Annotated in this window: 23 protein-coding genes; 1 reads left to right on the top strand and 22 read right to left on the bottom strand. The window is 72.1% G+C overall.

Annotation, left to right across the window (positions count from 1 at the left end):
* Positions 1-2: 2 nt before the first annotated feature.
* The 6 genes from hisF to fmt form a co-directional block, all read right to left on the bottom strand.
* Positions 3-767, bottom strand: coding sequence for an imidazole glycerol phosphate synthase subunit HisF (gene hisF, locus FS532_RS01345; protein WP_144749650.1), 765 nt, complete (start codon positions 765-767; stop codon positions 3-5).
* Positions 764-1,603 (bottom strand): ATP phosphoribosyltransferase, encoded by an 840-nt coding sequence (gene hisG, locus FS532_RS01340; protein WP_144749648.1) that lies wholly within the window; start codon positions 1,601-1,603, stop codon positions 764-766. The genes hisF and hisG overlap by 4 nt, the downstream gene beginning before the upstream one ends.
* Positions 1,604-1,678: 75 nt before the next feature.
* Positions 1,679-1,942: a phosphoribosyl-ATP diphosphatase gene (locus FS532_RS01335; RefSeq protein WP_079238914.1), complete on the bottom strand. Its 264-nt coding sequence runs from the start codon at positions 1,940-1,942 to the stop codon at positions 1,679-1,681.
* Positions 1,943-1,998: 56 nt separating this feature from the next.
* A complete protein-coding gene (gene rpe, locus FS532_RS01330; protein WP_144749646.1) occupies positions 1,999-2,658 on the bottom strand; it encodes a ribulose-phosphate 3-epimerase in 660 nt (219 codons plus the stop codon).
* A 124-nt stretch (positions 2,659-2,782) separates the two neighbouring features.
* The gene (locus FS532_RS01325) at positions 2,783-4,324 is read right to left on the bottom strand and encodes an RsmB/NOP family class I SAM-dependent RNA methyltransferase (RefSeq protein ID WP_260852485.1); all 1,542 of its coding nucleotides are present in this window, start codon (positions 4,322-4,324) and stop codon (positions 2,783-2,785) included.
* Positions 4,321-5,256 (bottom strand): methionyl-tRNA formyltransferase, encoded by a 936-nt coding sequence (gene fmt, locus FS532_RS01320; RefSeq protein ID WP_144749644.1) that lies wholly within the window; start codon positions 5,254-5,256, stop codon positions 4,321-4,323. Before fmt ends, FS532_RS01325 begins: the two co-directional genes overlap by 4 nt.
* An 87-nt stretch (positions 5,257-5,343) precedes the next feature.
* Here fmt and FS532_RS01315 point away from each other — a divergent pair, with 87 nt between their 5' ends.
* Complete coding sequence (locus FS532_RS01315) at positions 5,344-5,802, top strand: DUF4383 domain-containing protein (RefSeq protein ID WP_186321862.1); 459 nt, start codon at positions 5,344-5,346, stop codon at positions 5,800-5,802.
* Here the strand turns inward: FS532_RS01315 and FS532_RS01310 are convergent.
* From FS532_RS01310 to FS532_RS01235, 16 genes are all read right to left on the bottom strand, one after another.
* Positions 5,789-7,018, bottom strand: coding sequence for a glycine C-acetyltransferase (locus FS532_RS01310; protein ID WP_144749642.1), 1,230 nt, complete (start codon positions 7,016-7,018; stop codon positions 5,789-5,791). The two genes, FS532_RS01315 and FS532_RS01310, sit on opposite strands and share 14 nt — an antisense overlap.
* Positions 7,018-8,073: an L-threonine 3-dehydrogenase gene (gene tdh / locus FS532_RS01305; RefSeq protein ID WP_144750764.1), complete on the bottom strand. Its 1,056-nt coding sequence runs from the start codon at positions 8,071-8,073 to the stop codon at positions 7,018-7,020. Before tdh ends, FS532_RS01310 begins: the two co-directional genes overlap by 1 nt.
* A gap of 331 nt (positions 8,074-8,404) precedes the next feature.
* Positions 8,405-10,387 carry a primosomal protein N' gene (locus FS532_RS01300; protein WP_144749640.1) on the bottom strand — a complete coding sequence of 661 codons (1,983 nt, stop codon included), beginning with the start codon at positions 10,385-10,387 and terminating at the stop codon, positions 8,405-8,407.
* Positions 10,388-10,395: 8 nt separating this feature from the next.
* A complete protein-coding gene (gene metK, locus FS532_RS01295; protein ID WP_144749638.1) occupies positions 10,396-11,610 on the bottom strand; it encodes a methionine adenosyltransferase in 1,215 nt (404 codons plus the stop codon).
* A 5-nt stretch (positions 11,611-11,615) separates the two neighbouring features.
* Positions 11,616-11,879 (bottom strand): DNA-directed RNA polymerase subunit omega, encoded by a 264-nt coding sequence (gene rpoZ, locus FS532_RS01290; protein WP_071249552.1) that lies wholly within the window; start codon positions 11,877-11,879, stop codon positions 11,616-11,618.
* A 57-nt stretch (positions 11,880-11,936) separates the two neighbouring features.
* Positions 11,937-12,851: a guanylate kinase gene (gene gmk, locus FS532_RS01285; RefSeq protein ID WP_144749636.1), complete on the bottom strand. Its 915-nt coding sequence runs from the start codon at positions 12,849-12,851 to the stop codon at positions 11,937-11,939.
* Entirely contained in the window at positions 12,848-13,735 is an 888-nt protein-coding gene (gene pyrF / locus FS532_RS01280) for an orotidine-5'-phosphate decarboxylase (protein ID WP_260852484.1), read from the bottom strand. Before pyrF ends, gmk begins: the two co-directional genes overlap by 4 nt.
* Positions 13,732-17,010, bottom strand: coding sequence for a carbamoyl-phosphate synthase large subunit (carB, locus tag FS532_RS01275; protein WP_144749634.1), 3,279 nt, complete (start codon positions 17,008-17,010; stop codon positions 13,732-13,734). Before carB ends, pyrF begins: the two co-directional genes overlap by 4 nt.
* Positions 17,010-18,209, bottom strand: a complete 1,200-nt coding sequence (gene carA / locus FS532_RS01270; RefSeq protein ID WP_144749632.1) for a glutamine-hydrolyzing carbamoyl-phosphate synthase small subunit — start codon at positions 18,207-18,209, stop codon at positions 17,010-17,012. Before carA ends, carB begins: the two co-directional genes overlap by 1 nt.
* Positions 18,209-18,751: a PH-like domain-containing protein gene (locus tag FS532_RS01265; RefSeq protein ID WP_097178993.1), complete on the bottom strand. Its 543-nt coding sequence runs from the start codon at positions 18,749-18,751 to the stop codon at positions 18,209-18,211. The genes carA and FS532_RS01265 overlap by 1 nt, the downstream gene beginning before the upstream one ends.
* A complete protein-coding gene (locus FS532_RS01260; RefSeq protein ID WP_144749631.1) occupies positions 18,748-20,106 on the bottom strand; it encodes a dihydroorotase in 1,359 nt (452 codons plus the stop codon). Before FS532_RS01260 ends, FS532_RS01265 begins: the two co-directional genes overlap by 4 nt.
* Complete coding sequence (locus FS532_RS01255) at positions 20,103-21,074, bottom strand: aspartate carbamoyltransferase catalytic subunit (RefSeq protein ID WP_144749629.1); 972 nt, start codon at positions 21,072-21,074, stop codon at positions 20,103-20,105. The genes FS532_RS01260 and FS532_RS01255 overlap by 4 nt, the downstream gene beginning before the upstream one ends.
* The gene (gene pyrR, locus FS532_RS01250) at positions 21,071-21,703 is read right to left on the bottom strand and encodes a bifunctional pyr operon transcriptional regulator/uracil phosphoribosyltransferase PyrR (protein WP_144749627.1); all 633 of its coding nucleotides are present in this window, start codon (positions 21,701-21,703) and stop codon (positions 21,071-21,073) included. Before pyrR ends, FS532_RS01255 begins: the two co-directional genes overlap by 4 nt.
* Positions 21,704-21,727: 24 nt before the next feature.
* The gene (gene nusB, locus FS532_RS01245; protein WP_144749625.1) at positions 21,728-22,204 is read right to left on the bottom strand and encodes a transcription antitermination factor NusB; all 477 of its coding nucleotides are present in this window, start codon (positions 22,202-22,204) and stop codon (positions 21,728-21,730) included.
* Positions 22,205-22,215: 11 nt separating this feature from the next.
* On the bottom strand, positions 22,216-22,779 hold the full coding sequence (efp, locus tag FS532_RS01240) for an elongation factor P (RefSeq protein ID WP_144749623.1): 564 nt from the start codon (positions 22,777-22,779) through the stop codon (positions 22,216-22,218).
* Between the two features lie 75 nt (positions 22,780-22,854).
* Positions 22,855-24,546: an ABC1 kinase family protein gene (locus FS532_RS01235; RefSeq protein WP_144749621.1), complete on the bottom strand. Its 1,692-nt coding sequence runs from the start codon at positions 24,544-24,546 to the stop codon at positions 22,855-22,857.
* Between the last annotated feature and the right edge of the window lie 36 nt (positions 24,547-24,582).

The raw sequence follows: 24,582 nt of genomic DNA, 5'->3' as shown, positions 1-24,582 counted from the left end.
TCCTAGCGTACGGCGTGACCGGACGCGCGCAGCGCGTCCTTGACGTCGCCCACCGTCATCTCGCCGCGGTGGAAGACGGACGCGGCGAGGAGGGCATCCGCACCCGCGTCGACGGCGGGGGCGAAGTGCTCGAGCCGACCCGCGCCTCCAGACGCGATGACCGGCACCGAGGACACCGCACGGACCGCGGCCACGAGTTCGAGGTCGAACCCGTTCTTCGTGCCGTCGGCGTCGATCGAGTTGACGAGCAGCTCCCCCGCGCCGCGCTCCACGACCTCGCGGGCCCAGGCGATCGCGTCGAGGTCGGACTCGGTCCGCCCGCCGTGCGTCGTGACGACGAACCCGGACGGCATCCGGTCGGACCGCTTGACGTCCAGGGACAGGACGACTGCCTGTGCGCCGAACCGGTCCGCGATCTCGCCGACGAGCTCCGGGCGGGCGATCGCGGCGCTGTTCACGCCGATCTTGTCGGCGCCGCACTGCTGCAGGCGCGAGACGTCGTCGACGCTGCGGACCCCGCCGCCGACCGTGAGCGGGATGAAGACCTGCTCCGCGGTGCGCGTCACGGTGTCGTACATCGTCGCGCGGTTCTCCACCGTCGCGCCGACGTCGAGGAACGTCAGCTCGTCCGCACCCTGCTCGTAGTAGCGGGCCGCGAGCTCGACGGGGTCGCCGGCGTCCTGCAGGTCGAGGAAGTTCACGCCCTTGACGACGCGACCGCCCTGGACGTCCAGGCACGGGATGACCCGGACGGAGACCCCGGTCACAGCCGCGCGGCGTGGATCGGGCTGACGAGGATGGCACGGGCGCCGAGGTCGTACAGCGCGTCCATGATGAGGTTCGCGTCCTCGCGCGGGATCATCACGCGCACCGCGGACCAGTCGCGACCGTGCAGCGGCGAGACCGTCGGGGACTCGATGCCCGAGGCCACCGCCGTGGCCTGCTCGAGCAGCGCCGTCGGGATGTCGTAGTCGAGCATGACGTACCCGCGGGCGACGAGCACGCCCTGCAGACGGCGACGGAGCACGTCGATGCCCGGGATCGACTCGTCGGTCGAGACGAGCAGCGCGGTCGACTCGAGGATGACCGGGCCGAAGATCTCGAGGCCGGCCTGCCGCAGCGTGCTGCCCGTCGAGACGACGTCGGCGACGGCGTCCGCGACACCGAGGCGCACGGCGCTCTCGACCGCGCCGTCGAGCTTCACGAGCGTCACGGTGACGCCGTGCTTCGCGAGGAAGTCCCCGACGAGCCCCGGGTAGCTCGTCGCCACCCGCACGCCGTCGAGGTCCTGCAGGGTGCTGAACCGACCGGGCGTCCCGGCGAACCGGAACGTCGAGTCGGCGAAGCCGAGCGCGTCGACCTCGTGCGCCGCCGATCCGGAGTCGAGCAGCAGGTCGCGCCCGGTGATGCCGACGTCGAGCGCGCCCGAGCCGACGTACGTGGCGATGTCGCGCGGACGGAGGAAGAAGAACTCCACCCCGTTGCGCTCGTCGAGCAGGTGGAGCGCCTTCGGGTCGCGGCGACCGGCGTACCCGGCCTCCCGGAGCATCTCGGAAGCGGTCTCGGACAGGGAGCCCTTGTTGGGCACGGCGATGCGGAGCATCAGGTGGGTCTGCTTTCTGCTGGAGGTCGGGGACGACTGCGGGTCGCGACGACGCCGGGTGGCGCGTGCGTCTCCCTACAGATGTCGCCAGACGTCCGCCGGGGTGAGGCCCTTCGCGATCATGAGCACCTGCAGGTGGTACACGAGCTGCGAGATCTCCTCCGAGGTGCGCTCGTCACCCTCGTACTCGGCCGCCATCCAGACCTCGGCTGCCTCTTCCACGATCTTCTTGCCGATCTGGTGCACGCCGGCGTCCAGTTCGGCGACGGTGCCGGAGCCCTCGGGGCGCGTGCGCGCCTTCTCGGTGAGCTCCTGGAACAGGTCGTCGAACGTCTTCACGCCGACCAGGCTACCGTCCTCGGACCCGGGGGCCGCCGTACCGTCCGGACGGGTGCTCACGATCGGGCCCTGGCTGCCGCTTCGCGGAGGTCCGCGATGCGCGCGGCCGGCTCGCCGCCGTACACGGCGGACCCTGCGACGAGCGTGTCCGCGCCGGCCGCGACGGCCTCGGGCACGGTGTCGACCGCGATGCCGCCGTCGACCTCGAGCCAGACGTCCAGCCCGGAGGCGTCCACCGCCGCGCGTGCGTCGGCGAGCTTCGGCATCACGGACGGCATGAACGACTGGCCACCGAAGCCCGGCTCGACCGTCATGAGCAGGATCATGTCGTAGGCGTCGAGGTGGTGCAGCACCTGCGTGATCGGGGTGCCGGGCTTCACGGCGACCGCGGCACGGGCCCCATTCGACCGGATCGCGGCGGCGGTGGCCACCGGGTCGTTCGCCGCCTCGAAGTGGAACGTGACGCTCGACGCCCCGGTCTCGGCGTACTTCGGCGCGTTCGCATCGGCGTCGGTGACCATCAGGTGGACGTCGAGCGGCACCGGGGAGACCTCTTGCAGGCGCTGCACGATCGGCAGGCCCAGCGTGAGGTTCGGCACGAAGTGGTTGTCCATCACGTCGACGTGCACCAGGTCGGCGGTCTCGATGCGGTGGAGCTCGCGCTCGAGGTTCGCGAAGTCGGCGGACAGGATGCTCGGCGAGATGCGGATCGTCACCTGACAACCCTACCGGCGGCTCGGGCACGCGGGACTCGGCGCCAGAGACGGTTCTCGGGCCCCGCGGCTCGAGAACTGTCGCTCAGCGCGAGAATCGGCCCCGCGGCACCCGCGGGGCAACGCGTCAGGCGGTGCGACGGAACAGGGCGATGAACATCGCGTCCGTCCCGATGCGGTGCGGCCACAGCTGCGCCGTGTTGCCGTCCGCGACGTGCGGGTCACGAGCAGCGACCGACCGCACGACGGACGCGGTGTCGAGCTGCTCGAGCACGCCCCCGTGCCGCGCCATCAGGGCATCGACCTGCCCGCGCGTCTCCGCCAGGTGCGGCGAGCACGTCACGTACGCCAGGGTCCCGCCGGGCGCGAGCACCCGGACGGCCGCGTCGAGCAGCTCGGCCTGCAGGGCGGCGAGCTCCGGGACGTCCTCCGGCTGCTTCCGCCACCGTGCCTCCGGGCGACGCCGGAGCGCCCCCAGCCCGGTGCACGGGGCGTCGAGCAGGATCCGGTCGAACGTCACGCCGGCGCCGTCGCGCCCGAAGCGCCGACCGTCGCCCTCGACGACGGTCACGCCGTCGCCGAACCCCGCGAGGGCCTTCCGCACCAGTCCGGCCCGCGCCGGCACGAGTTCGTTCGCCACGAGGACGGCCCCGCCCTGCGCCGCCTCGGCCGCGAGCAACGCGGCCTTGCCACCGGGCCCGGCGCACAGGTCGAGCCAGCGCTCCCCCGGTCGGACCGCGGACGACCGGCTCAGCGCCAGCGCCGCGAGCTGCGAGCCCTCGTCCTGCACGCGGAGCCGCCCGGCGCTGACGCCGGGCACGCGGGCCGGGTCGCCACTGATCCCGCGGATGCCGACGGGTGAGACCGGCAGGTCCGCCTCGTGGTCGGTGGGTCGGACGGGAGGCGCGGCCTCCGTGTCCTCGTCGGCTGCGGATCCGGGGGCGGCCGGCGCCGACTCGTCGGACGGCACGTCGACGTCATCGGGCACGTCGTCAACGACGGCGGCGTGGGCGGTGGCGGCGGTGACGTCCTCGGCGGTGGCCAGCCCGGGCAGCGCCGCGAGCTGCACGCGGGGTGCGACGTTGTCCGCGGCGAGGAGTGCGGCGAGCTCGTCGCGCGAGCGTTCGGCCGCGAGCGCGTCACGGAGCGCGGAGACGACCCACACCGGGTGCGACCAGCGGGCAGCGAGGAGGGCGTCACCACCGCGCCCCTCGGTGATGAGCGCGTCCCACTCGTCATCGGTGCGGGCGCCGACCTTGCGCAGCACGGCGTTGACGAAGCCGGTGGCACGGTGGGCGCCGACCTCGCGGGCGAGCTCGACCGTGGCGGACACCGCGGCGTGCGTCGGGGTGCGCATGCCGAGCAGCTGGTGGGCACCGAGGCGCATGACGTCGAGCACGTCGGACTCGATGTTGTCGATCCGGCGTCCCGAAGCGAGGGCGACGATCGCGTCGTACCGACCGAGCATCCGGATGGACCCGTAGGTCAGCTCGGTCGCGAACGCAGCGTCTCGCGCGCTCAGGCCCGCACGGCGGATGCGCGTCGGCAGGAGCAGGTTCGCGTACGCGTCGTCGACCTGCACGGCGCGGAGGACGTCGAACGCCACCCGTCGGGCGCTGGTCTGCCGGGGACCGTGGTTCCGGCGCTGGCCGGAGTTCGTGCCGCTCATGCGAGGACCTTCCCGTCGAGTCCGCCCAGGCCGCGGGCCCAGGCGGCGGCGTCCATCGCCTTCTTCCCTGCCGGCTGCACCTCGGTGAGCACGAGCGGGTCGTCGGCGGTCCCGACGAGCAGCCGACCGCCCTGGACGGTCAGCGCGCCGGGGGCGAGCGACGGGGCGGGGTCCGGCGTGCCTCCCGGCAGTCTGGAGCTGCGGAGCAGCTTGACGCGGGTCTCGCCGAGGTGGGCGTACGCGCCGGGCTCGGGCGTGACCCCGCGCAGTCGGGCGTGGACGGCGGCGGCGGGTGCGGCGAAGTCGACGCGGCCGTCGTCGATGGTGAGCTTCGGGGCGAGGGTGGGCTCGCCGGACTGCTCGGTGGCGACCGCGGCGCCGGCGGCGATGCCGTCGACGACGCGGACGACCGTCTCGGCGCCCGTCTCGGCCATCGCGGCGAGGACCTCGCCGGAGGTGGCCTCGGGGTCGATGTCGAACGGGTCGCTCGCGTACACCGGGCCGGCGTCGAGCGCCTCGACGAGCTGGAACACCGTCGCGGCGGTGCGGGTGTCGCCGGCCATCACCGCACGCTGGACCGGAGCGGCGCCGCGGTACTGCGGCAGGTCGGAGAAGTGCAGGTTGACCCAGCCGAGCCGCGGGGCGTCGAGCGCCGGCCGACGGAGCAGCGCGCCGTAGGCGACGATGACGCCGAGGTCGACCCCGAGGTCCGCGATGCGGGCGGTGACCTCGTCGTCGACGCGGGAGGCCTCGATCACCGGGAGGCCGAGCTCCTCGGCGACCTGGGCGACGGGGGTCGGGGTGAGGACGCGCTTCCGGCCCTGCGGGGTCGCCGGACGGGTGAGCACCGCGGCGATCTCGTGCTCGGACGCCGCGAGGCGGCGGAGGGTGGGGACGGCCGCAGCGGGGCTGCCGGCGACGACGAGACGCATGGGTTCGATCCTCCCATGTCCGCAGCATCCGGACGGCCGGGTCCGGCATCGGTACCGTCGGCCGCAGCCGAACGAGGAGGTTCCACCATGTCCGACGTCACCACCCCCACCGACCGCTACGCCGGTTCGAGCATCCAGAAGGTTTCACTCCTCGTCGGGATCGTCTTCCTGCTGGTCGGGATCGCCGGGTTCGTCCCCGGCCTTACCACCGGTGACCTCGGTGGTGCCGGGCACGGATCGATGGCGATGCTGCTCGGACTGTTCCAGGTGTCGGTGCTGCACAACATCGTGCACCTGCTGTTCGGTGTCGTCGGTCTGCTGGCGGCCGGGTACGCGACCGGGTCACGGATGTACCTCGTCCTCGGCGGCGTCGTCTACTTCGTACTCTGGGTGTACGGGCTCTTCACCGCCGGGCACTCCTTCGGCGCGAACTTCGTGCCGCTGAACTGGGCGGACAACTGGCTCCACCTGGTGCTCTCGATCGGGATGGTGGCGCTCGGCGTGGTGTTCCCGCGCGAGCGCCGCCGCCCCGTCAGCGCTGCGTGACCGAAGCGGTGCCGGTGCCGGTGCCTGCGCTGGCGCTGGCGTCGGCTGCGGTCCGGGCTTCGGTGAAGGCCGTCACGCACCGCCGGACCTGCTCCTCGGTGTGCGCCGCCGACAGCTGCACGCGGATCCGCGCCCGGCCCTTCGGGACGACCGGGTAGCTGAACGCCGTGACGTAGATCCCGCGCGTCTGCATCTCGTCCGCGACCCGCGCGGTCAGGGCGGCGTCGTGGAACATCACCGGGACGATCGGGTGCTCCCCCGGCAGCAGGTCGAACCCGGCATCCGTCATGAGCGACCGGAACAGCGCGGCGTTCTCGCGCAACCGGGCACGGGCGTCGTCCGACCGCTCGATGAGGTCGAGCGCGGCGACGGTCCCCGCGGCGATCACCGGCGCGAGCGAGTTCGAGAACAGGTACGGCCGGGACCGCTGCCGCAGCAGGTCCACGATCTCCCGGCGGCTGGCCACGTACCCGCCGCTGGCACCCCCGAGGGCCTTGCCGAACGTACCCGTGTAGACGTCGACCCGGTCCGCGACCCCGCACAGCTCCGGGGTGCCCCGACCGTGCTCGCCGACGAAGCCGACAGCGTGCGAGTCGTCGACGATCACGAGCGCGTCGTACCGGTCCGCGAGGTCGCAGATCTCCGCCAGGGGCGCGATCGAACCGTCCATCGAGAACACGCCGTCGGTGACGATCGCGCGGAAGCGGGCGTCCCCGGCGGCGATCAGCTGCGCCTCGAGGTCCTGCACGTCGCGGTTCCGGTAGCGGTACCGCTGCGCCTTCGACAGCCGCACGCCGTCGATGATCGAGGCGTGGTTCAGTTCGTCGGAGATGATCGCGTCCTCGGCGCCGAGCAGCACCTCGAACAGGCCGCCGTTGGCGTCGAAGCACGACGAGTACAGGATCGTCGCCTCGGTCCCGAGGAAGGACGAGACCCGTCGCTCGAGGTCGAGGTGCAGGTCTTGCGTGCCGCAGATGAACCGCACGCTCGCCATGCCGTAGCCCCACCGGTCGAGCGCGCCCTTCGCGGCCTCGACCAGATCGGCGGAGTCGGCGAGCCCGAGGTAGTTGTTCGCGCAGAAGTTCAGCAGGTCGACGCCGTCCGCCTCGATCGCCGCGCGCTGCGGGCCGGCGATGCCGCGCTCCCGCTTCGTCAGCCCGGCCTCCTCGATGCCCGCGAGCTCCGCCGCCAGGTGGTCCTTGATCGCGCCGTACATCAGATCTCCGTCCAGTCGATGACGACCTTGCCGCCGTCCGCACTCGCCGCCGCGGCGAACGCCTGTTCCCAGTCCCGGGCGGCGAACCGCGCCGAGACGATCGAGCCGATGCGGTGTCGCAGGACCTCGCTGGTCTGCAGCATCGAGCTCATGGTCTGCCAGGTCTCGAACATCTCGCGACCGTAGATGCCCTTCACGGTCAGCATGTGGGTGACGACCTTCCCCCAGTCGACGCCGATCTCCCCCGTCGGCAGCCCGAGCATCGCGATCCGACCGCCGTGGTTCATCGTGTCGACCATCGACGGCAGCGCTGTCGGCGCACCGGACATCTCGAAGCCGACGTCGAAGCCCTCGCGCATGCCGAGCTGTCCCTGTGCACTCCGCAGCGCGGCCACACCGTCGCCACCGCTGACGTCCACGCCGAGGTCGGCCCCCATCTCGGTCGCCATCGCGAGCCGGTTCGTGCTGACGTCGGTGCCGACCACGAACCGGGCGCCGGCGTGCCGGGCCACCGCGATCGCCATGAGCCCGATGGGACCGCACCCGGTGACGAGCACGTCCTCGCCGACCACCGGGAACGCGAGCGCCGTGTGCACCGCGTTGCCGAGCGGGTCGAACAGTGCACCGACATCGGGGGCGACGTCGGTGTGGTGCACCCAGACGTTCGCACCCGGCAGGGTCAGGTACTCCGCGAACGCGCCGTCACGCTGGACCCCGAGCCCCTTCGTGCGGATGCACATCTGGCGTCGGCCGGCGCGGCAGTTCCGGCACGTCCCGCACACGATGTGCCCCTCGCCGGACACCCGGTCCCCCACCGCGACGTCACGGACGGCGGAGCCGACCTCGACCACCTCGCCGAAGAACTCGTGTCCGGGGACGAGCGGGGCCGTGACCGCGGAGGCCGCCCAGTCGTCCCACCGACGGATGTGCAGGTCGGTCCCGCAGATCCCGGTGCGGAGCACCCGGATGAGGACCTCGTCCTCCGTCGGGACCGGCACCGGCCGTTCGGTCATGGTCAGTCCCGGAGCAGCATCCGGCTTGTACAGCGCCCTCATCGGCGTCATCCGCGTCACCTCGTCGTGCGTGATGTGTGTCCGTGGCGGCTCGTGACCGCCGTCGTCCAGCCTGGCACAGGTCGCGTCTGGCAGCGACGGTCGACTCGGTACGACATCGCCGACGTCGTACAACGTCGGACTCGTCGGTGGTTGCGCACGCGCGCATTCGCGGACGCGCCGGAGCGACATCGCCGATGTCGTACGACCTCGGACTCGTCGTTCCGGGTCGGCGGACGGACGGCGCGCAGGCGGCGCGCGGCGCGACGGGCGGCCTGGAGGCACGGTGCGGGTCCGCCTCGCCCCCGCGGACACGGGTGCACGGCCGGCCGGGTCAGACCTCGCTGAAGGGCTCCGCGTCGTCGAGCCGCACCCGGAGCGCCGGCGCCGCACGACGTCGGTTCCCGCCCGGCAGCACCCGACGGGTCGACGACCGCCGGATCACCTCGGCCTTGAGCGTCGCCGCGACCTCGGCGCCGTGCGCGTACGGGAAGCGCACGATCGCGCGGACGGTCCCCGGGAGCGCGTCGTCCTCGACCGGCACGGGTCCGAGCACTGCGCCGGCGGTGAGCCCCTCGAGCGCCTCGACCGCGGCCGTCACGGCCTCGTCCGTACCGCTCAACGTCGCGACCCGGACCGCCGGTGGGAAGTGCAGTTCGCGCCGATCGACGAGTTCGTCGTGCGCGGGCCCGTCGAGTCGCCAGAGCGCCAGGGCCGTCGCGAGCTTGCCGCCGATGCCGACGAGGTAGGCCTCGGCCCCTGGTGCACCCTTCGCAGCGGCGTTCGTCCAGAAGCGCAGGACGTCCTCCTGCACGCGGAGCCCCTCGCGGGCGAGCATGCGTTCCCCGTCGAGCAGCAGGACGCAGGCGTACCCCCCGGGCACGCTCGGCTCGGCCCCGCGCGTCGCGACGACGACCGACGGTCGGTCCGGGACCTCGTCGAGGGGCCGTGAGCCGTCGGCGGCCACGATCCGCGTCCCCGGGAAGGCGCGCCCGAGCTCGTCCGCGGTGCGCTGGGCTCCCTGGCCGACGGGCTTCACGGTGCCGTTGCCGCACGTCGGGCAGCGGAACCCGACCGCGAGTGCGCCGCAGAACCGGCACTGCGGCGTCGCCCCCCGGTGCGGACTGCCGAGCGGCCCGCCGCAGATCCGACAGTGCGCCCGCTCGCCGCACTCGGCGCACACCAGTCCGGTGCCGAACCCCGGGCTCGCGACCTGCACCAGGACCGCGCCGTGCTGGCTGGCCTCGCGCGCGGCGCGCCACGCGGAGCTCGGGATGCGGGCCTGGGCGGCGTAGCCCTCCGCACCGGTCTGCTGGACGGTGGGGATCACCTTTGGTGTCTTCACCCGGTACGGCGTGACGTCCTGCAGCCAGTGCAGCTCGACCAGCCGTTGCACGTCGGTGCTCCGGGCGTGCGACAGGAACAGCAGCGCTGCACCGGACTGTGCAGCCCGGACGAGGGCGACGTCCCGGGTGTGCACGTACGGGGCACGCGGCTCGATGAACGAGGCATCCCCGTCGTCCCACATCGCGATGAGGCCGAGCTCGGTCGCCGGCGCGTACATCGCGGTCCGGTTGCCGATCGCGACGACCGCGTGGGTCCGTGCCTGGAGCAGGGCCTTGGCGCGCTGCCCGTTCGTCTGCTTGGCGTCGAACCGCACCACCCGTTCGGCGGGCAGCACCGCCAGCAGCGCCCGTTCGAGGTCGGTGACGTCGCGGAAGTCCGGCACGGCGATGACGGCGGACTGCTCGGCGGCGACGGTGTGCGCTGCTGCCTGGGCGAGCGTCGCGGCCCACCCCGGGACCCAGACCGGCGCGTCGGCGTCACCGAGCGCGACCGGGTGGGGGACGGCGGCGACCGCAGCGCGACCGTGGTCGGCGAGCAGTGCCTCCAGGACGCCGTCGGCGTAGCCGGTGACGGACGGGGCCTCGACCACCGGTGGCGACCACGACGTGTCACGGGCCAGCCAGGCCTTCTCGGCACGGACCTGGCGCGTCGGGACGGCGAGCCGGAGGACGTCCGACGCGACTCCGGCGGCCCGGTCGGCCACGGCGCGGGCGAGCGTCCAGATCTCCGGGGCGAGCACCGGCACCGGGGAGACCACCGTCTCGATGTCGCTGAGTTCCCCGGGGTAGTCACCCTGGTCGACGAGCTCGACGACGTAGGCGTCGGACATCCGTGCACCCGTCCGGAGCGGGACCTTGACGCGGACCCCCGGCACGCAGTCGTCCTCGAGCCCGTCCGGCACCCGGTAGTCGAACAGACGGTCCAACTGCGGGAGCGGCGAGTCGAGGACGACGCGCGCGACGGTGGTCACGCGGTGGCTCAGACGGCTGCGGCGACGAGTCCTGCGGCGGCGCGGAGTTCCTCGACGCGATCGAGCTGCTCCCAGGTGAACCCGGGGAGCTCGCGGCCGAAGTGCCCGTACGTCGCGGTCTGCGCGTAGATCGGACGGAGCAGGTCGAGGTCGCGGATGATCGCGGCCGGACGGAGGTCGAAGACCTGCAGGATCGCGGCCTCGATCGTGGCGTCGTCCACGTGACCGGTGCCGAACGACTCGACGTACAGTCCGACCGGCTTCGCACGGCCGATCGCGTACGCGACCTGCACCTCGAGACGGTCGGCGAGACCCGCGGCGACCGCGTTCTTCGCGACCCAGCGCAGGGCGTACGCGGCCGAGCGGTCGACCTTCGACGGGTCCTTGCCGCTGAACGCACCGCCGCCGTGCCTGGAGGCACCGCCGTACGTGTCGACGATGACCTTGCGCCCGGTGAGTCCGGCGTCGCCCTGGGGGCCACCGATCTCGAACCGGCCGGTCGGGTTCACGATGACGTCGACGTGCGACGAGTCGAGGTCCACCTGGTCGAGGACCGGGCGGATCACGTGCTCGGTGATGGCGGCGGTGAGCTCGTCGAGCGTGACGGACGGCGCGTGCTGCGTGGAGAGCACCACGGTCTCGACGGTCTTCGGCACGACGCCGTCGTACCCGACCGTGACCTGGGTCTTCCCGTCCGGGCGGAGGAACGTCAGCTCGCCCGACTTGCGGACCTCTGCCAGCCGCTCGGCCAGGCGGTGCGCGAGCCAGATCGCCACCGGCATGTACTCGGGGGTCTCGTTCGTCGCGAAGCCGAACATGATGCCCTGGTCGCCTGCACCCTGCCGGTCGAGCGGGTCCACGCCGGCACCGGAGCGCGCGTCGAGGGACTCGTCGACACCCTGGGCGATGTCGGGCGACTGCGCACCGATGGAGACCTCGACGCCGCAGGTGCGGCCGTCGAAGGAGACCTCGGACGAGTTGTACCCGATGCCCGTGATGACGTCACGGACCAGCTTCGGGATCTCGACGTAGCCGGAGGTCGTGACCTCACCGGCGACGTGCACCAGGCCGGTCGTGACCATCGTCTCGACGGCGACGCGCGCGTGCGGGTCGACCGCGAGCAGTGCGTCGAGGATCGTGTCCGAGATCTGGTCGCAGATCTTGTCGGGGTGCCCCTCGGTCACCGACTCGGACGTGAAGAGGCGCAGGTTGCTGCTCGTCACCGCGATCAGTCGGCGGGCTGCTGCTGCTTGGTGACGGTGAGCTTGTCCTCGTTGATCTCGTGCAGAGCGACGGACAGCGGCTTGTCGTCGATCGTCGAGTCGACGAGCGGGCCGACGTTGTCGAAGAGCGAGCCCTCGTGCAGGTCGGCGTAGTAGTCGTTGATCTGCCGCGCGCGCTTCGAGGCGAAGATGACGAGCGCGTACTTCGACTCCACCTTGGCGAGCAGGTCGTCGATGGGCGGGTCGATGATGCCCTGGGGGTTGGCCATGGTGTCTCCTGTCGACGGAAAGATCGGTCGCACCCGGCGGGGCGCAGGCGCGCCCGGCTAGGGCGCAGTGAACAAGTCTACGACCTCGCGTGCCGCAGTGCCGACATCGGAGTTCACGATGCGCACGTCGAACTCGTCCTGGGCGGCGAGTTCGACCTTCGCGGTGTCGAGCCGGCGGGCCTGCTCCTCGGCCGATTCGGTGCCACGACCGATCAGTCGGCGGACGAGTTCCTCCCACGACGGGGGCAGCAGGAAGACGAGGACGGCCTCTGGCATGGCGTCGCGCACCTGCCGGGCGCCCTGCAGGTCGATCTCGAGCATCACCTTGTCGCCGGCGTCCAGCGCGCGGTCGATCGGCGGGCGGGGTGTGCCGTACCGGTACGAGTTGTGCACCGTCGCCCACTCGAGCAGCTCGCGGTCGCGGACCATCCGATCGAACTCGGCGTCGTCCACGAAGTAGTAGTGCACCCCGTCGACCTCGCCCGGGCGGGGCTTGCGGGTGGTCGCCGAGACGCTGAGGTTGACGTCGGGGTACTGCTCCCGGATGTACGCGCTCACGGTGCCCTTGCCGACCGCGGTGGGCCCGGCGAGGACGACGAGCTTCGAGGAACCGCGCTTCCGACCGCGGGCCGCGAGCCACTCGGCGAGCTCCGAACGCTGCCGGGTGCCGAGGCCGCCGAGGCGCTTCGACGGCGCGATCCGCAGGTCCCCCATGATCGACTCGGCCCGCGCGGGACCGATGCCGGGCAGGCTCGTCAGCAGGTCGCGGACCCGCAGGGACTTCTCCGCCGGGGCCTCGGCGTCCGACCACGCGGTGCGGGCGACGTCGAGCGCCGACCGCTCCCCCGAGGCGACGGCGGCCTTCACCGCGGCCCGGGCGCGTCGTGCCGCCACCGCGGCCGCCGCAGCGGCGACACGGTCGACCTCCGGCGGGTTCCGGTGGGCGGGGAGGTCGTCGCGGTCCGACGTCATGCGGCCGCCCCCAGCGCGGCGCGGATGCGGTCGGCGCGGTCGGCGACGAGGGCCGCCACGCCGTCGGGTCCGTCGGAGAGCAGGCCGCGGGACTCGCTCACGAGCACCTGCTCCGCTCGCGCGCCGTACAGCGCACGGAGGTCCTCGATGCGGGCACCCTGGGCACCGAAACCCGGAGCGAGGATCGGCGACGTGCCGATGGTGTCCGCGTCGATGCCGAAGTCGTCGAGGTCGAGGGTGGCGCCGAGCACGAGCCCGACGTCCCCGAGGGGCTGGTCGCCGCCGGCCCGGTTGTCGTCTGCCACGTCCAAGACGATACCGGCCGCGACGCTCCGCCCCGAACGAGGTCCCTCGGCGAGCACGGCGGTCTGCAGCACGCGGGCCTCCGGGTTGCTCGTCGCGGCCAGCACGAAGACGCCGGCACCGTTCCGGCGCGCGACCTCGACCGTCCCCGCGAGGGAGCCGTACCCGAGGTACGGGGAGACCGTCATCGCGTCGGCCGCGAACGGCCCGTCGCGGTCCAGCCACGCGAGCGCGTAGTCGTCCCCCGTCGAGCCGATGTCGCCCCGCTTGACGTCGGCGACGACCAGGAGGCCCGCATCGCGTGCCCGACGGATCGTCGCGTCGAGCGCTCGGTAACCTGCGACCCCCGCCGCCTCGAAGAAGGCGATCTGCGGCTTCACGACCGCGGCGCGGCCGGCGGCCGCGTCGACCAGGGTCGCGCCGAACGCGGTCAGGCCCTGCTCGTCGCGGCCGAGCCCCCACGCCGCCAGGGTGGCGGCGTGGGGATCGATGCCGACGCAGAGGGCGGAACGCGACCCGATGGCGGACGCGAGCCGGACGCCGAAGGAGGCCGGGCCTCCAGTCAGGGTCGTGGTGCTCACCAGGTCGCGCGCTCGAGCGCGTAGTCCTGCAGGCTCCGCACGCTGTGCGGCGACCCGATCGTCTCGATCGCCGCGACCGCGGCCCCGAGCTGCGCGATCGTCGTGAACAGCGGCTTGTCCGCCGCGACCGTCGCCGCACGGATCTCGTACCCGTCCGCACGACCGGCGGCACCCGACGGTGTGTTGATGACGATGTCGACCTCGTTGCGGGCCAGCAGGTCGACGACGCTCTCACCGCCCTCGCTGTACTTGCCGACGATCGTGACCTCGATGCCGTTGCGACGGAGCACTTCGGCGGTGCCCTCGGTCGCGGTGATCGTGAAGCCGAGCTGCTGCAGCCGGTGCACCGGCAGGACGACCTGGCGCTTGTCGGTGTCGGCGACGCTCACGAACACGGTGCCGCTCGTCGGGAGTCCGCCGTACGCGGCCTCCTGCGACTTGAGGAACGCGCGCGGGAAGTCGCGGTCGATGCCCATGACCTCGCCGGTGGAGCGCATCTCGGGGCTGAGCACCGAGTCGACGACCTGACCCTCGCGGGTGCGGAAGCGGCGGAAGGGCAGGACGGCCTCCTTCACGGCGATCGGCGACTGCATCGGCACGAAGGCGCCGTCACGGGCGGGCAGGAGGCCCTCGGTGACGAGCGCGTCGATGGTGGTGCCGGTCATCAGGCGGGCCGCGGCCTTTGCGAGCGGGATGCCGAGCGCCTTCGAGACGAACGGGACCGTGCGGCTGGCGCGCGGGTTCGCCTCGAGCACGTAGAGCACGCCCGCGCCGATGGCGAACTGCACGTTGAGCAGCCCCTGGACGCCGATGCCGCGCGCGATCTTCTCGGTCGCGTCGACGACGCCCTGGATCTCGGCGCGGCCGAGGCCGACCGGCGGCAGGGTGCAGGCGGAGTCGCCGGAGTGGATGCCGGCCTCCTCCAGGTGCTCCATGATGCCGCCGATGTAGAGCCGCTCGCCGTCGTAGAGCGCGTCGACGTCGATCTCCACCGCGTCGTCCAGGAAGCGGTCGACGAGCAGCGGGAGGTCCGGGCCGATGATCGCCTGGTCGGCCATCCGGTCGAAGTAGTCGGCGAGGGTCGCGGAGTCGTAGACGATCTCCATGCCGCGGCCGCCGAGCACGAAAGACGGGCGGACGAGGACCGGGTAGCCGATCTCCTCGGCCACCGCGGTCGCGCTGGCGAGGTCGTGCGCCGTGCCGTTCCGCGGTGCGAGCAGGCCCGCTTCGTCGAGGATCGCGGAGAACTGCCCGCGCTCCTCGGCGGAGTCGATGGCCGTCGGCGAGGTGCCGAGGATCGGGATGCCCGCGGCCTCGAGCGGCTTCGCGAGCCCGAGGGCCGTCTGGCCGCCGAGCTGCACGACGACGCCGACGAGCTCGCCGGACGCCGCCTCGGCCTCGATGACCTCGAGGACGTCCTCGGTGGTCAGCGGCTCGAAGTACAGGCGGTCGGAGGTGTCGTAGTCGGTCGAGACCGTCTCCGGGTTGCAGTTGATCATGATCGTCTCGAACCCGGCGTCGCTCAGCGCGAAGGACGCGTGCACGCAGGAGTAGTCGAACTCGACGCCCTGCCCGATGCGGTTCGGGCCGGAGCCGAGGATGACGACCTTCTTGCGGTCGCTGGGTGCGACCTCGGTCTCGGCGTCGTACGACGAGTAGTGGTACGGCGTCAGGGCCGGGAACTCGCCGGCGCAGGTGTCGACGGTCTTGAACACCGGTCGGATGCCGAGGGCGTGGCGGGCGTCACGGGCCTCCTGCTCGGTGATCCCCCGCAAGCTGGCGATCTGGACGTCGCTGAAGCCGTGCTCCTTCGCCCAGCGCAGGGTGTCCGCGTCGAGGGTCTCGGCGTTCCGGACCTCCTCCGCGACCTCGTTGATGAGGACGATCTGGTCGATGAACCAGGGGTCGATCTTGGTGGCCTCGAAGACCTCCTCCGCGGTGGCACCGGCGACGAGCGCCTGCTGCACCGTGACGATGCGGCCGTCGGTCGGGATCGTCGACTTCTGCAGCAGGGCGTCCTTGTCGAGCTCGGCCGCCGGGGTGTCCCAGTGGAACGACGAGCCGCGCTTCTCGAGCGATCGGAGCGACTTCTGCAGCGCCGTGGCGTAGTTGCGCCCGATCGCCATGGCCTCGCCGACGCTCTTCATCGTCGTGGTGAGGGTGGCGTCGGCCGCCGGGAACTTCTCGAACGCGAAGCGCGGGGTCTTCACGACCACGTAGTCCAGCGTCGGCTCGAAGCTCGCCGGGGTGACGCGGGTGATGTCGTTCTCGATCTCGTCGAGGCGGTACCCGATGGCGAGCTTCGCGGCGATCTTGGCGATCGGGAAGCCCGTCGCCTTCGACGCGAGCGCGGACGAGCGGGACACACGCGGGTTCATCTCGATGACGATGACGCGGCCGTTCGACGGGTCGACGGCGAACTGGATGTTGCAGCCGCCGGTGTCCACGCCGACGCGACGGATGATGTCGATGCCGATGTTCCGCATGTTCTGGTACTCGCGGTCGGTCAGCGTCAGCGCGGGGGCGACGGTGATCGAGTCGCCCGTGTGGACGCCGACGGGGTCGACGTTCTCGATGGAGCAGATCACGACGGTGTTGTCGTAGTTGTCCCGCATCAGCTCGAGCTCGTACTCCTTCCACCCGAGGATGGACTCCTCGAGCAGGACCTCGGTCGTGGGGCTGGACTGCAGCCCGTCACCGACGAAGCGGACGAGTTCTTCCTCGTTGTAGGCGAAGCCGGAACCGAGACCGCCCATGGTGAAGGACGGGCGGACGACGAGCGGGTAGCCGAGGTCCTTCGCGAACTCCTTCGCCTCTTCCAGCGTGTGCGCGATGTGGCTGCGGGCCACGTCGGCGCCGGACTCGAGGACGAGCTCCTTGAAGAGCTGGCGGTCCTCGCCGCGCTGGATGGCGTCGACCTTCGCGCCGATGAGCTCCACGCCGTACTTGTCGAGGATGCCCTCGGCGTCGAGCTTGATCGCGGCGTTCAGGGCGGTCTGGCCACCGAGGGTCGGCAGCACGGCGTCCGGCTGCTCGATCTTGATGATCTCCTCGAGCGACGCGCTCGTGATCGGCTCGATGTAGGTCGCGTCGGCGAAGTCCGGGTCGGTCATGATCGTCGCCGGGTTCGGGTTGACGAGGATCACGCGGACGCCCTCGGCACGGAGGACGCGGCACGCCTGGGTACCGGAGTAGTCGAACTCGGCGGCCTGACCGATGACGATCGGGCCGGAGCCGATGACGAGGACGGAGTTGATGTCTGCGCGCTTGGGCATCAGTTCGCTTCCTTGGTGATGTCTGCTGCGGGGGTCGTGGCGTCGGCGGTGGCCGCGTCGAGCGGCTCCCCGTCACGACGCGCGCGCACCAGGTCCGCGAACCGATCGAAGAGGTACATGGAGTCGTGCGGACCGGCCGCCGCCTCCGGGTGGTACTGCACGCTGAACGCGGGCACGTCGAGCGCGCGGAGGCCCTCGACGACGTTGTCGTTCAGGGAGTAGTGCGAGACCTCGACGCGACCGAAGCCGGCCGGCGACTCGAGGACCTCGCCGAGGGGCGCGTCGACCGCGAAGCCGTGGTTCTGGCTCGTGATCTCGACCTTGCCCGTGGTCGTGTCGAGCACCGGCTGGTTGATGCCGCGGTGCCCGAACGGCAGCTTGTAGGTGCCGAAGCCGAGCGCACGGCCGAGCAGCTGGTTGCCGAAGCAGATGCCGAAGAACGGGCGTCCGGTCTTCAGGCTCGCCTGCAGCAGCTCGACCTGGGCGTCGGATGCCGCGGGGTCACCGGGGCCGTTCGAGTAGAACAGCGCGTCCGGCGCGAGCTCCTCCAGCGAAGCCGCGGTGATGTCCTGCGGCACGACGTGCACCTCGAAGCCGCGCTGGGCGAGGTAGCGCGTGGTGGAGGCCTTCACGCCGAGGTCGAGCACGGCCAGCCGGCCGATCTGCTCGCCGACCGCGGGGACCACGTAGGTCTCGGGTGTCGACACGATCGACGAGAAGCTCGCGCCCGCCATCGTCGCCTGCCCGCGGACCGCGTCCAGCTGCTCCGACTCGGACAGCGCCGCGTCGGCACCGCTGAACAGGCCGCCCTTCATGGCGCCGGCGTCGCGGATCCGGCGGGTGAGCGCCCGGGTGTCGATGCCGGAGATGCCGACGATGCCGTCACGCACGAGGTGCTCGTCGAGCGACGCGTTCGCACGGTGGTTCGACACGACGCGGCTGGGGTCGCGCACGACGTAGCCGGCGACCCAGATGCGACGGGACTCGGGGTCCTCGTCGTTCACACCCGTGTTGCCGATGTGCGGCGCGGTCTGCACCACGATCTGCCCGGCGTACGAGGGGTCGGTGAGCGTCTCCTGGTACCCGGTCATGCCGGTCGCGAAGACCACCTCGCCGAGCGTGCGCCCGCGGGCGCCGTAGGCCCAGCCGTCGTACCGGGTGCCGTCCTCGAGGACCAGTACGGCCCGTTCGCGTGTCATCAGTTCGTCCCTTCGCCCGCGGTGTGCGGGTGTTCGTGCTTCGTCGACAGTCCCTGCAGGGCGACGAGCGCTGCTGCGTCGCCCTCCGGGAACCGGAAGTAGGTGTCGAGGTCCGTCGCACCTGCGGCGCCGGTCGCCGTCCATCGCAGACGGACCAGTCCCCCGGGCTCGACCACACGGTCGATGGCCCACGTGGCGCGGTCGGCGCCACGGACGGCGTCGGCTGCGATCCACCGGTCGGGGGTGCCGGCGTGGTGCAGCACCACGCCGGTGTCGTGGACGGTCACGCCGCCGCGGCCCCGGAAGCCGAGACCGCCCGCCGTGATCCGTTCGAGCGGCTGATCGGCGCGGGTCGTCGCGACGGTGAACCCGTCCCACGCACCGGCCGCCGGTGACAGGTCGGCCGGGACACCGACTGGAGGCACGGCTTCCGCCTGCTTCCTGGCCCGCGTCCGCCAGGTGCGCGCCATGGCGACGAACAGCGCGACGACGAGGGCGAGGATGATCCCGCCTTCGAGCCAGCGCAGCGCATCACCGCTCATGCGGTCGCCGCCGTCCGGGTCGCGCGGGCGTGCCCGGCGATCGTCTCGGCGTCGACGAGTTCCCCCGCCAGGACCGTGGGGTACCCGTGGTGGAAGGTCGCGACGACGCGGCCGGGCAGCTGCATGCCGAGGTACGGCGAGTTCTGCGACTGGCCGGCGAGGTCGGTGACCGCGAACTCCCGGCGCACCGACGGGTCGTAGAGCGTGATCTCGGCGGGGGCGCCCTCGGCGATGCGCTGCCCGTGGCCCTCGACCTGCCCGATCCGCGCGGGCGCCTCGGACAGCACGCGGGCGACGTCGGCCCAGTCGAGCTGGCCGCTGTCGACCACGGCCGCGTGCACCACGCTCAGCGCCGACTCGAGGCCGACCATGCCGTTCGCCGCCGCCGGCCACTCGCAGCACTTCGCCTCGGCGGTGTGCGGGGCGTGGTCCGTCGCGACGATGTCGATCGTGCCGTCGGCCAGGGCGGCCCGGAGCGCGTCGACGTCCTCGCGGGAGCGCAGCGGCGGGTTGACCTTGTAGCGGGCGTCGTACCCCGGGGCGCCGTCGTGTCCGGCGATGAGGTCCTCGGTCAGGACGAGGTGGTGCGGGGTGACCTCGGCCGTGACGTCGATGCCGCGGGACTTCGCCCAGCGGATCACCTCGACGCTGCCGGCGGTCGAGACGTGGCAGACGTGCAGTCGTGCTCCGACGTGGTCGGCGAGCAGCACGTCGCGGGCGATGATCGCCTCTTCCGCGACGGCCGGCCAACCCGCGAGCCCGAGCTCCGACGACAGACGGCCCTCGTTCATCTGCGCGCCGATCGTCAGCCTCGGCTCCTGCGCGTGCTGCGCGAGCACGCCGCCGAAGCCCTTGATGTACTCGAGCGCCCGACGCATCAGGAGCGGGTCGGACACGCACGAGCCGTCGTCCGAGAACACCCGGACCCTCGCCCGGCTCGTCGCCATCGCACCGATCTCGGACAGGTGCGTCCCCTGCAGTCCCTGCGAGACCGCGCCGATCGGGCGGACCGTGACGTACCCGGCGTCGTCACCGAGCGCCTGCACCTGCTCGACGACGCCGGCCGTGTCGGCCACCGGCGACGAGTTCGCCATCGCGTTCACGGCGGTGAAGCCGCCGGCGGCCGCGGCACGCGAGCCGGTGAGCACCGTCTCCGACTCCTCGAAGCCGGGCTCGCGCAGGTGGGTGTGGAGGTCCACGAGACCGGGCAGGGCGATCAGCCCGTCCGCGTCGACGACCGTGGCGCCGGCCGCGTCGAGACCGGACCCGACCGCGGTGATGCGCCGCGCCTCCAGACGGATGTCGGCACGCGTGCCGTCGACCAGCTGCGCGCCGCGGATGAGGTGGGCGGTCATGCGACGGTCTCCTTCGTTGCTGCGTTCGGTTCGGACCCGGTGAGGGCCAGGTAGAGCACGGCCATCCGGACCGACACGCCGTTCTCGACCTGCTCGACGACCGTCGAGCGCGGGTCGTCGGCGGCGACGCCGGCGATCTCGAGGCCGCGGTTCATCGGACCGGGGTGCATGATCAGGGTGCGCTCGTCCAGCCGAGCGAATCGACTCGCCGTGAGCCCCCAGTGCCGGGTGTACTCCCGCGGGTTCGGGAAGAAGGCGTCGTTCATCCGCTCCTGCTGGATGCGGAGCGTCATCACGACGTCCGGGTCCTCGGCGAGGGCGACGTCGAGGTCGTGGTGCACCGCGGCCCCGAACGGCGTCGTGGTCGCGGGCAGCAGCGTCGGCGGCGCGGCGAACGTCACGTTCGCGCCGAGGGTCCGGAGGAGCCACGCGTTGCTCCGTGCGACGCGGCTGTGCAGGACGTCGCCGACGATGAGCACGCGCACGCCGTCGAGGCCCTGGCCGCGGCTGCCGGCACCGTGCAGGCGACGGCGCATCGTGAACGCGTCGAGCAGCGCCTGCGTGGGGTGCTCGTGCGTGCCGTCGCCCGCGTTGACCACGGGGACGTCGATCCAGTCGGCGTCGGCGAGGACGCGGGGCGCCCCGGACGCGCCGTGCCGCATGACGATGCCGTCGATGCCCATGGCGCCGAGGGTCTGCACGGTGTCCTTGAGGGATTCGCCCTTCGAGACGCTCGAGCCCTTCGCGGCGAAGTTCAGGACGTCGGCGGAGAGTCGCTTCGCGGCGGCCTCGAACGAGATCCGGGTGCGCGTGGAGTCCTCGAAGAAGAGGTTCACGACCGTCTTGCCGCGGAGTGCCGGGAGCTTGCGGACCTCGCGGGTGTTGACCTCGGCCATCTCCTCGGCGACGTCGAGGATGTGGATCGCCTCGGCGCGGGAGAGATCGGCGGTGGAGAGGAGGTGCTTCACGCGATCCCCCCGTCGCGCTGCGTCTCGCTCTGTTCGATGACGACCTCGTCGGTGCCGTCGGTCTCGGTCAGGCGGAGCGTGACCCGCTCGTCGGACGCCGTCGGCAGGTTCTTGCCGACGTGGTCTGCACGGATCGGGAGCTCGCGGTGCCCGCGGTCGACCAGGACCGCGAGCCGGACCGCACGCGGGCGGCCGATCCCCTGCAGCGCGTCGAGCGCCGCCCGGACCGTGCGGCCGGAGTACAGGACGTCGTCGACGAGCACGACGACCCTGCCGTCGATGCCGCTCGCGGGGATGGTCGTCCGGTGCGGTGCCCGCCCGATGCCGTGCCCGAGGTCGTCACGGTGCATCGTGACGTCGAGCGTGCCGACGCGGTGCGACGGGCCGGGCGTCGACGCGTCCGCGGGTTCGCTCGTCCACTCGGGTTCGATGTCCGACAGGATGCGGTCGAGCCGCTCGGCCAGGACGGCACCCCGTGTCGGGATGCCCAGGAGCACGAGGTCCGAGGCGCCGTGGTTGGCCTCGAGGATCTCGTGCGCGATGCGTGTCAGAGCACGCGTGATGTCGGGGTGCTGCAGAACCGTTCTGGTTCCCACGCCGACCTCCTTCCCCGCCTCACCGGACGGCATTAAAGGATGCTGACGTGGTCAACCCTACCGGGACTCCTGGTCCTCTGCGACCGTCCGACCGGACGGTGCACCGCTCGTCTTCTCGCCGGGTGCACGCCCGCCGGCGACCGCTCCGAGCACGCCGTTGACGAACCCGGCGGACTCCTCCGTCGAGAGCGACTGGGCGAGTTCGACGGCCTCGGCGATCGCGACGGCGTCGGGCACCTCGGGGTTGAACCGGAGCTCCCAGACGCCCATGCGCAGGATGCACCGGTCGAGCACGGGCATCCGGGCGATCGACCAGCCCTGCGCGTGCTCGACGATCACCTTGTCGAGCTCAGCGCGGTCGTCGTCGACACCCGTCACGATCTGTCGTGCGTAGTCCCAGCTGGAGGCGCGCTCCGGCTGGTCCAGGTGCCGCACGGTCTCGGTCGCGAGGACGTCCGAGATCGGCAGCTCCCGCACCTCGGCCACGTACAGCATGTCGAGGGCGCGCTTGCGGGCCTTCGAACGAGCACTCATACGGTCAGCGCCTAGGAGTTGACGCGGCCGAGGAAGCTGCCGTCGCGCGTGTCGATCTTCACCAGGGTGCCGCTCTCGAGGTACAGCGGGACCTGGATGCGGTGACCCGTCGCGATGATCGTCGCGTCCTTGGTGCCGCCGGACGAGCGGTCGCCCTGCAGGCCGGGCTCGGTCTCGACCTCGGTCACGATCGACGTCGGGAGCTCGACGTACAGCGGGTTGCCCTCGTTCATCGCGATGGTGACCATCGCCGACTCGAGCAGGAAGTTCTTGGCGTCCCCGACGACCGTCGCCGACACCGGGATCTGGTCGTACGTGTCGGTGTCCATGAACACGTACGAGTCGCCGTCCTCGTAGAGGTACTGGTAGTCGCGACGGTCGACGACCGCGGTGTCGATCTTCGCGCCGGCGTTGAAGGTGCGGTCGACGACCTTGCCCGACACGACGTTCTTGAGCTTGGTGCGGACGAACGCACCGCCCTTGCCCGGCTTGACGTGCTGGAACTCGACGACCGACCAGAGCTGCCCGTCGATGATGAGAACGGCGCCGTTCTTGATGTCAGTGGTACTGGCCATGAGTGTTCGATGTCCCGTTCGTCGTGTTGTGAAGGTCTGCGGGCGAGAACGCCCCGGACGAGTGTAGCGGACGGCTCATTCGCGCTTCCGCGCCAGCACCGAGTCGATCGCCGCCCAGCCGAGCAGCACCACCGCCGCTCCCCCGAGCAGTGCACCGGCGACGCCCGTGGAGATCACGGCGGTCGGCCGGGCCGGTGACGCCAGGTACACGATCGCCAGGATGCCCGCCCCGGCACCGAGCAGCACGAGCAGGACCCGGCGGACGACGCCGTTCAGCGTGCGTCGGTCCCGTCGGTCCGCGAACAGCCGGATGTTGACCGAGAGCTTGCCGGTCTCGATCGCCTCGCCGATCCGGTCCACGCGCCGGGGCAGACGGCGTGCGGCCGACACGACCCCGAACAGCTCGCGCACCGCGACGTCCCGGAGCTTCCCGGGCCGGAGCTGGTCGCGGATCTGCTCGCGGGCGAGGCCGCGGGACTCGTCGAGCAGGTCGAACGACGGCGCGAGCGTGCGGAGCGTGCCCTCGAAGATCGCGAGGGCGCGGGCCGCGGCCACGAAGTCCGGCGGCGGCTTCAACCGGTACCGTCCGAACACCTCGACGGCATCGTCCACCGTCTCCACGCCGATGCGGGCACCCGGCCCGAGCTCGTCCGCGACGAAACGGGCGATGGCGCGACGGAAGTCGGGTTCGTCCTCGGCGTCACGGACGGGTGCCATCCGCAGCACCGCGTCGGCGATCGCTTCGGTGTCGTCCTGGATGTACGCGGCGAGGAGCTGCTGCACGGTGTCCCGGAGGCCGGGGTCGAGCCGCCCGACGGATCCGAAGTCGATGAGTCCGGGTCGGCCGTCCGGCAGCAGCAGGATGTTCCCGGGGTGCATGTCGGCGTGGTACACCCCGTCGAACACGACCTGCCGGAGGAACGCGCGCAGGATCGCACGCATCGGCTCGTCGAGGTCACGGTCGGACCGCTCCGACCGGATGGCACTCAGGGTGTCGCCCTCCAGGAACTCCATCACGAGCACCCGACGCCCGGAGAGGTCGGGGTACGGGGTGGGGAACCGCACCTCGTCCGGGCGGGCGCTGCGGGCCTGGGCGGCCCGGAGCGTGACGAGGTTCCGGAGCTCCGACGAGAAGTCCACCTGCCGCACGAGGTCGTCGGCGTACTGCGCGGCGACGTCCTGCACGCCGACCTGACGGGCCTCGGTCGAGAGCCGGGACATGAACCGGACCACCCGGAGCGCGATGTCGACGTCCCGACGCACCGCTCGGTCGATCCCCGGCCGCTGCACCTTCACCGCGACGCTCGTCCCGTCCACGAGCCGCGCGCGGTGCACCTGGGCGATCGACGCCGCGGCGACCGGGACCGGGTCGAAGGCGGCGAACACCTGGTCCACGGGAGCACCGAGCTCGCGCTCGAGAAGCGCCCGGACGTCGTCCGGGTCGGCCGGGGTGACGCTCCGTTGCAGGTGCGCGAGGCCCTCGGTCCACTCCTCGGGGAGCAGGTCGTCGCGCGTCGACAGCAGCTGTCCCATCTTCACGAACCCGCCGCCCGCCTCCTCGAGGGCACGGCGCAGGTGGTCGGCCTGGCTGGTCCGGAGCGCGGAGGTCGCCGGGTCGTGCGAGAAGTCGAGGCGGCGGAACGGCAGGAGCTCGTGACGGCGGGCGATGGCGAGGAGTTCGGCGAACCGTCGGCCGCGGGACCGGAGCGTTCCGGCCGCGACCTCCGGCGAGCCGCCGAGGTCGCTCAGGCGGGGCGGGGTGGGCACGGATCCAGTGTGCTCCCCCGGCCTGCGTGGTCGGTC

Origin of the sequence: Curtobacterium pusillum (assembly GCF_007673235.1) — a bacterium.
GTDB classification, from domain to species: Bacteria; Actinomycetota; Actinomycetes; order Actinomycetales; family Microbacteriaceae; genus Curtobacterium; species Curtobacterium pusillum_C.
This window is presented reverse-complemented; position numbering and strand designations above follow the sequence as displayed.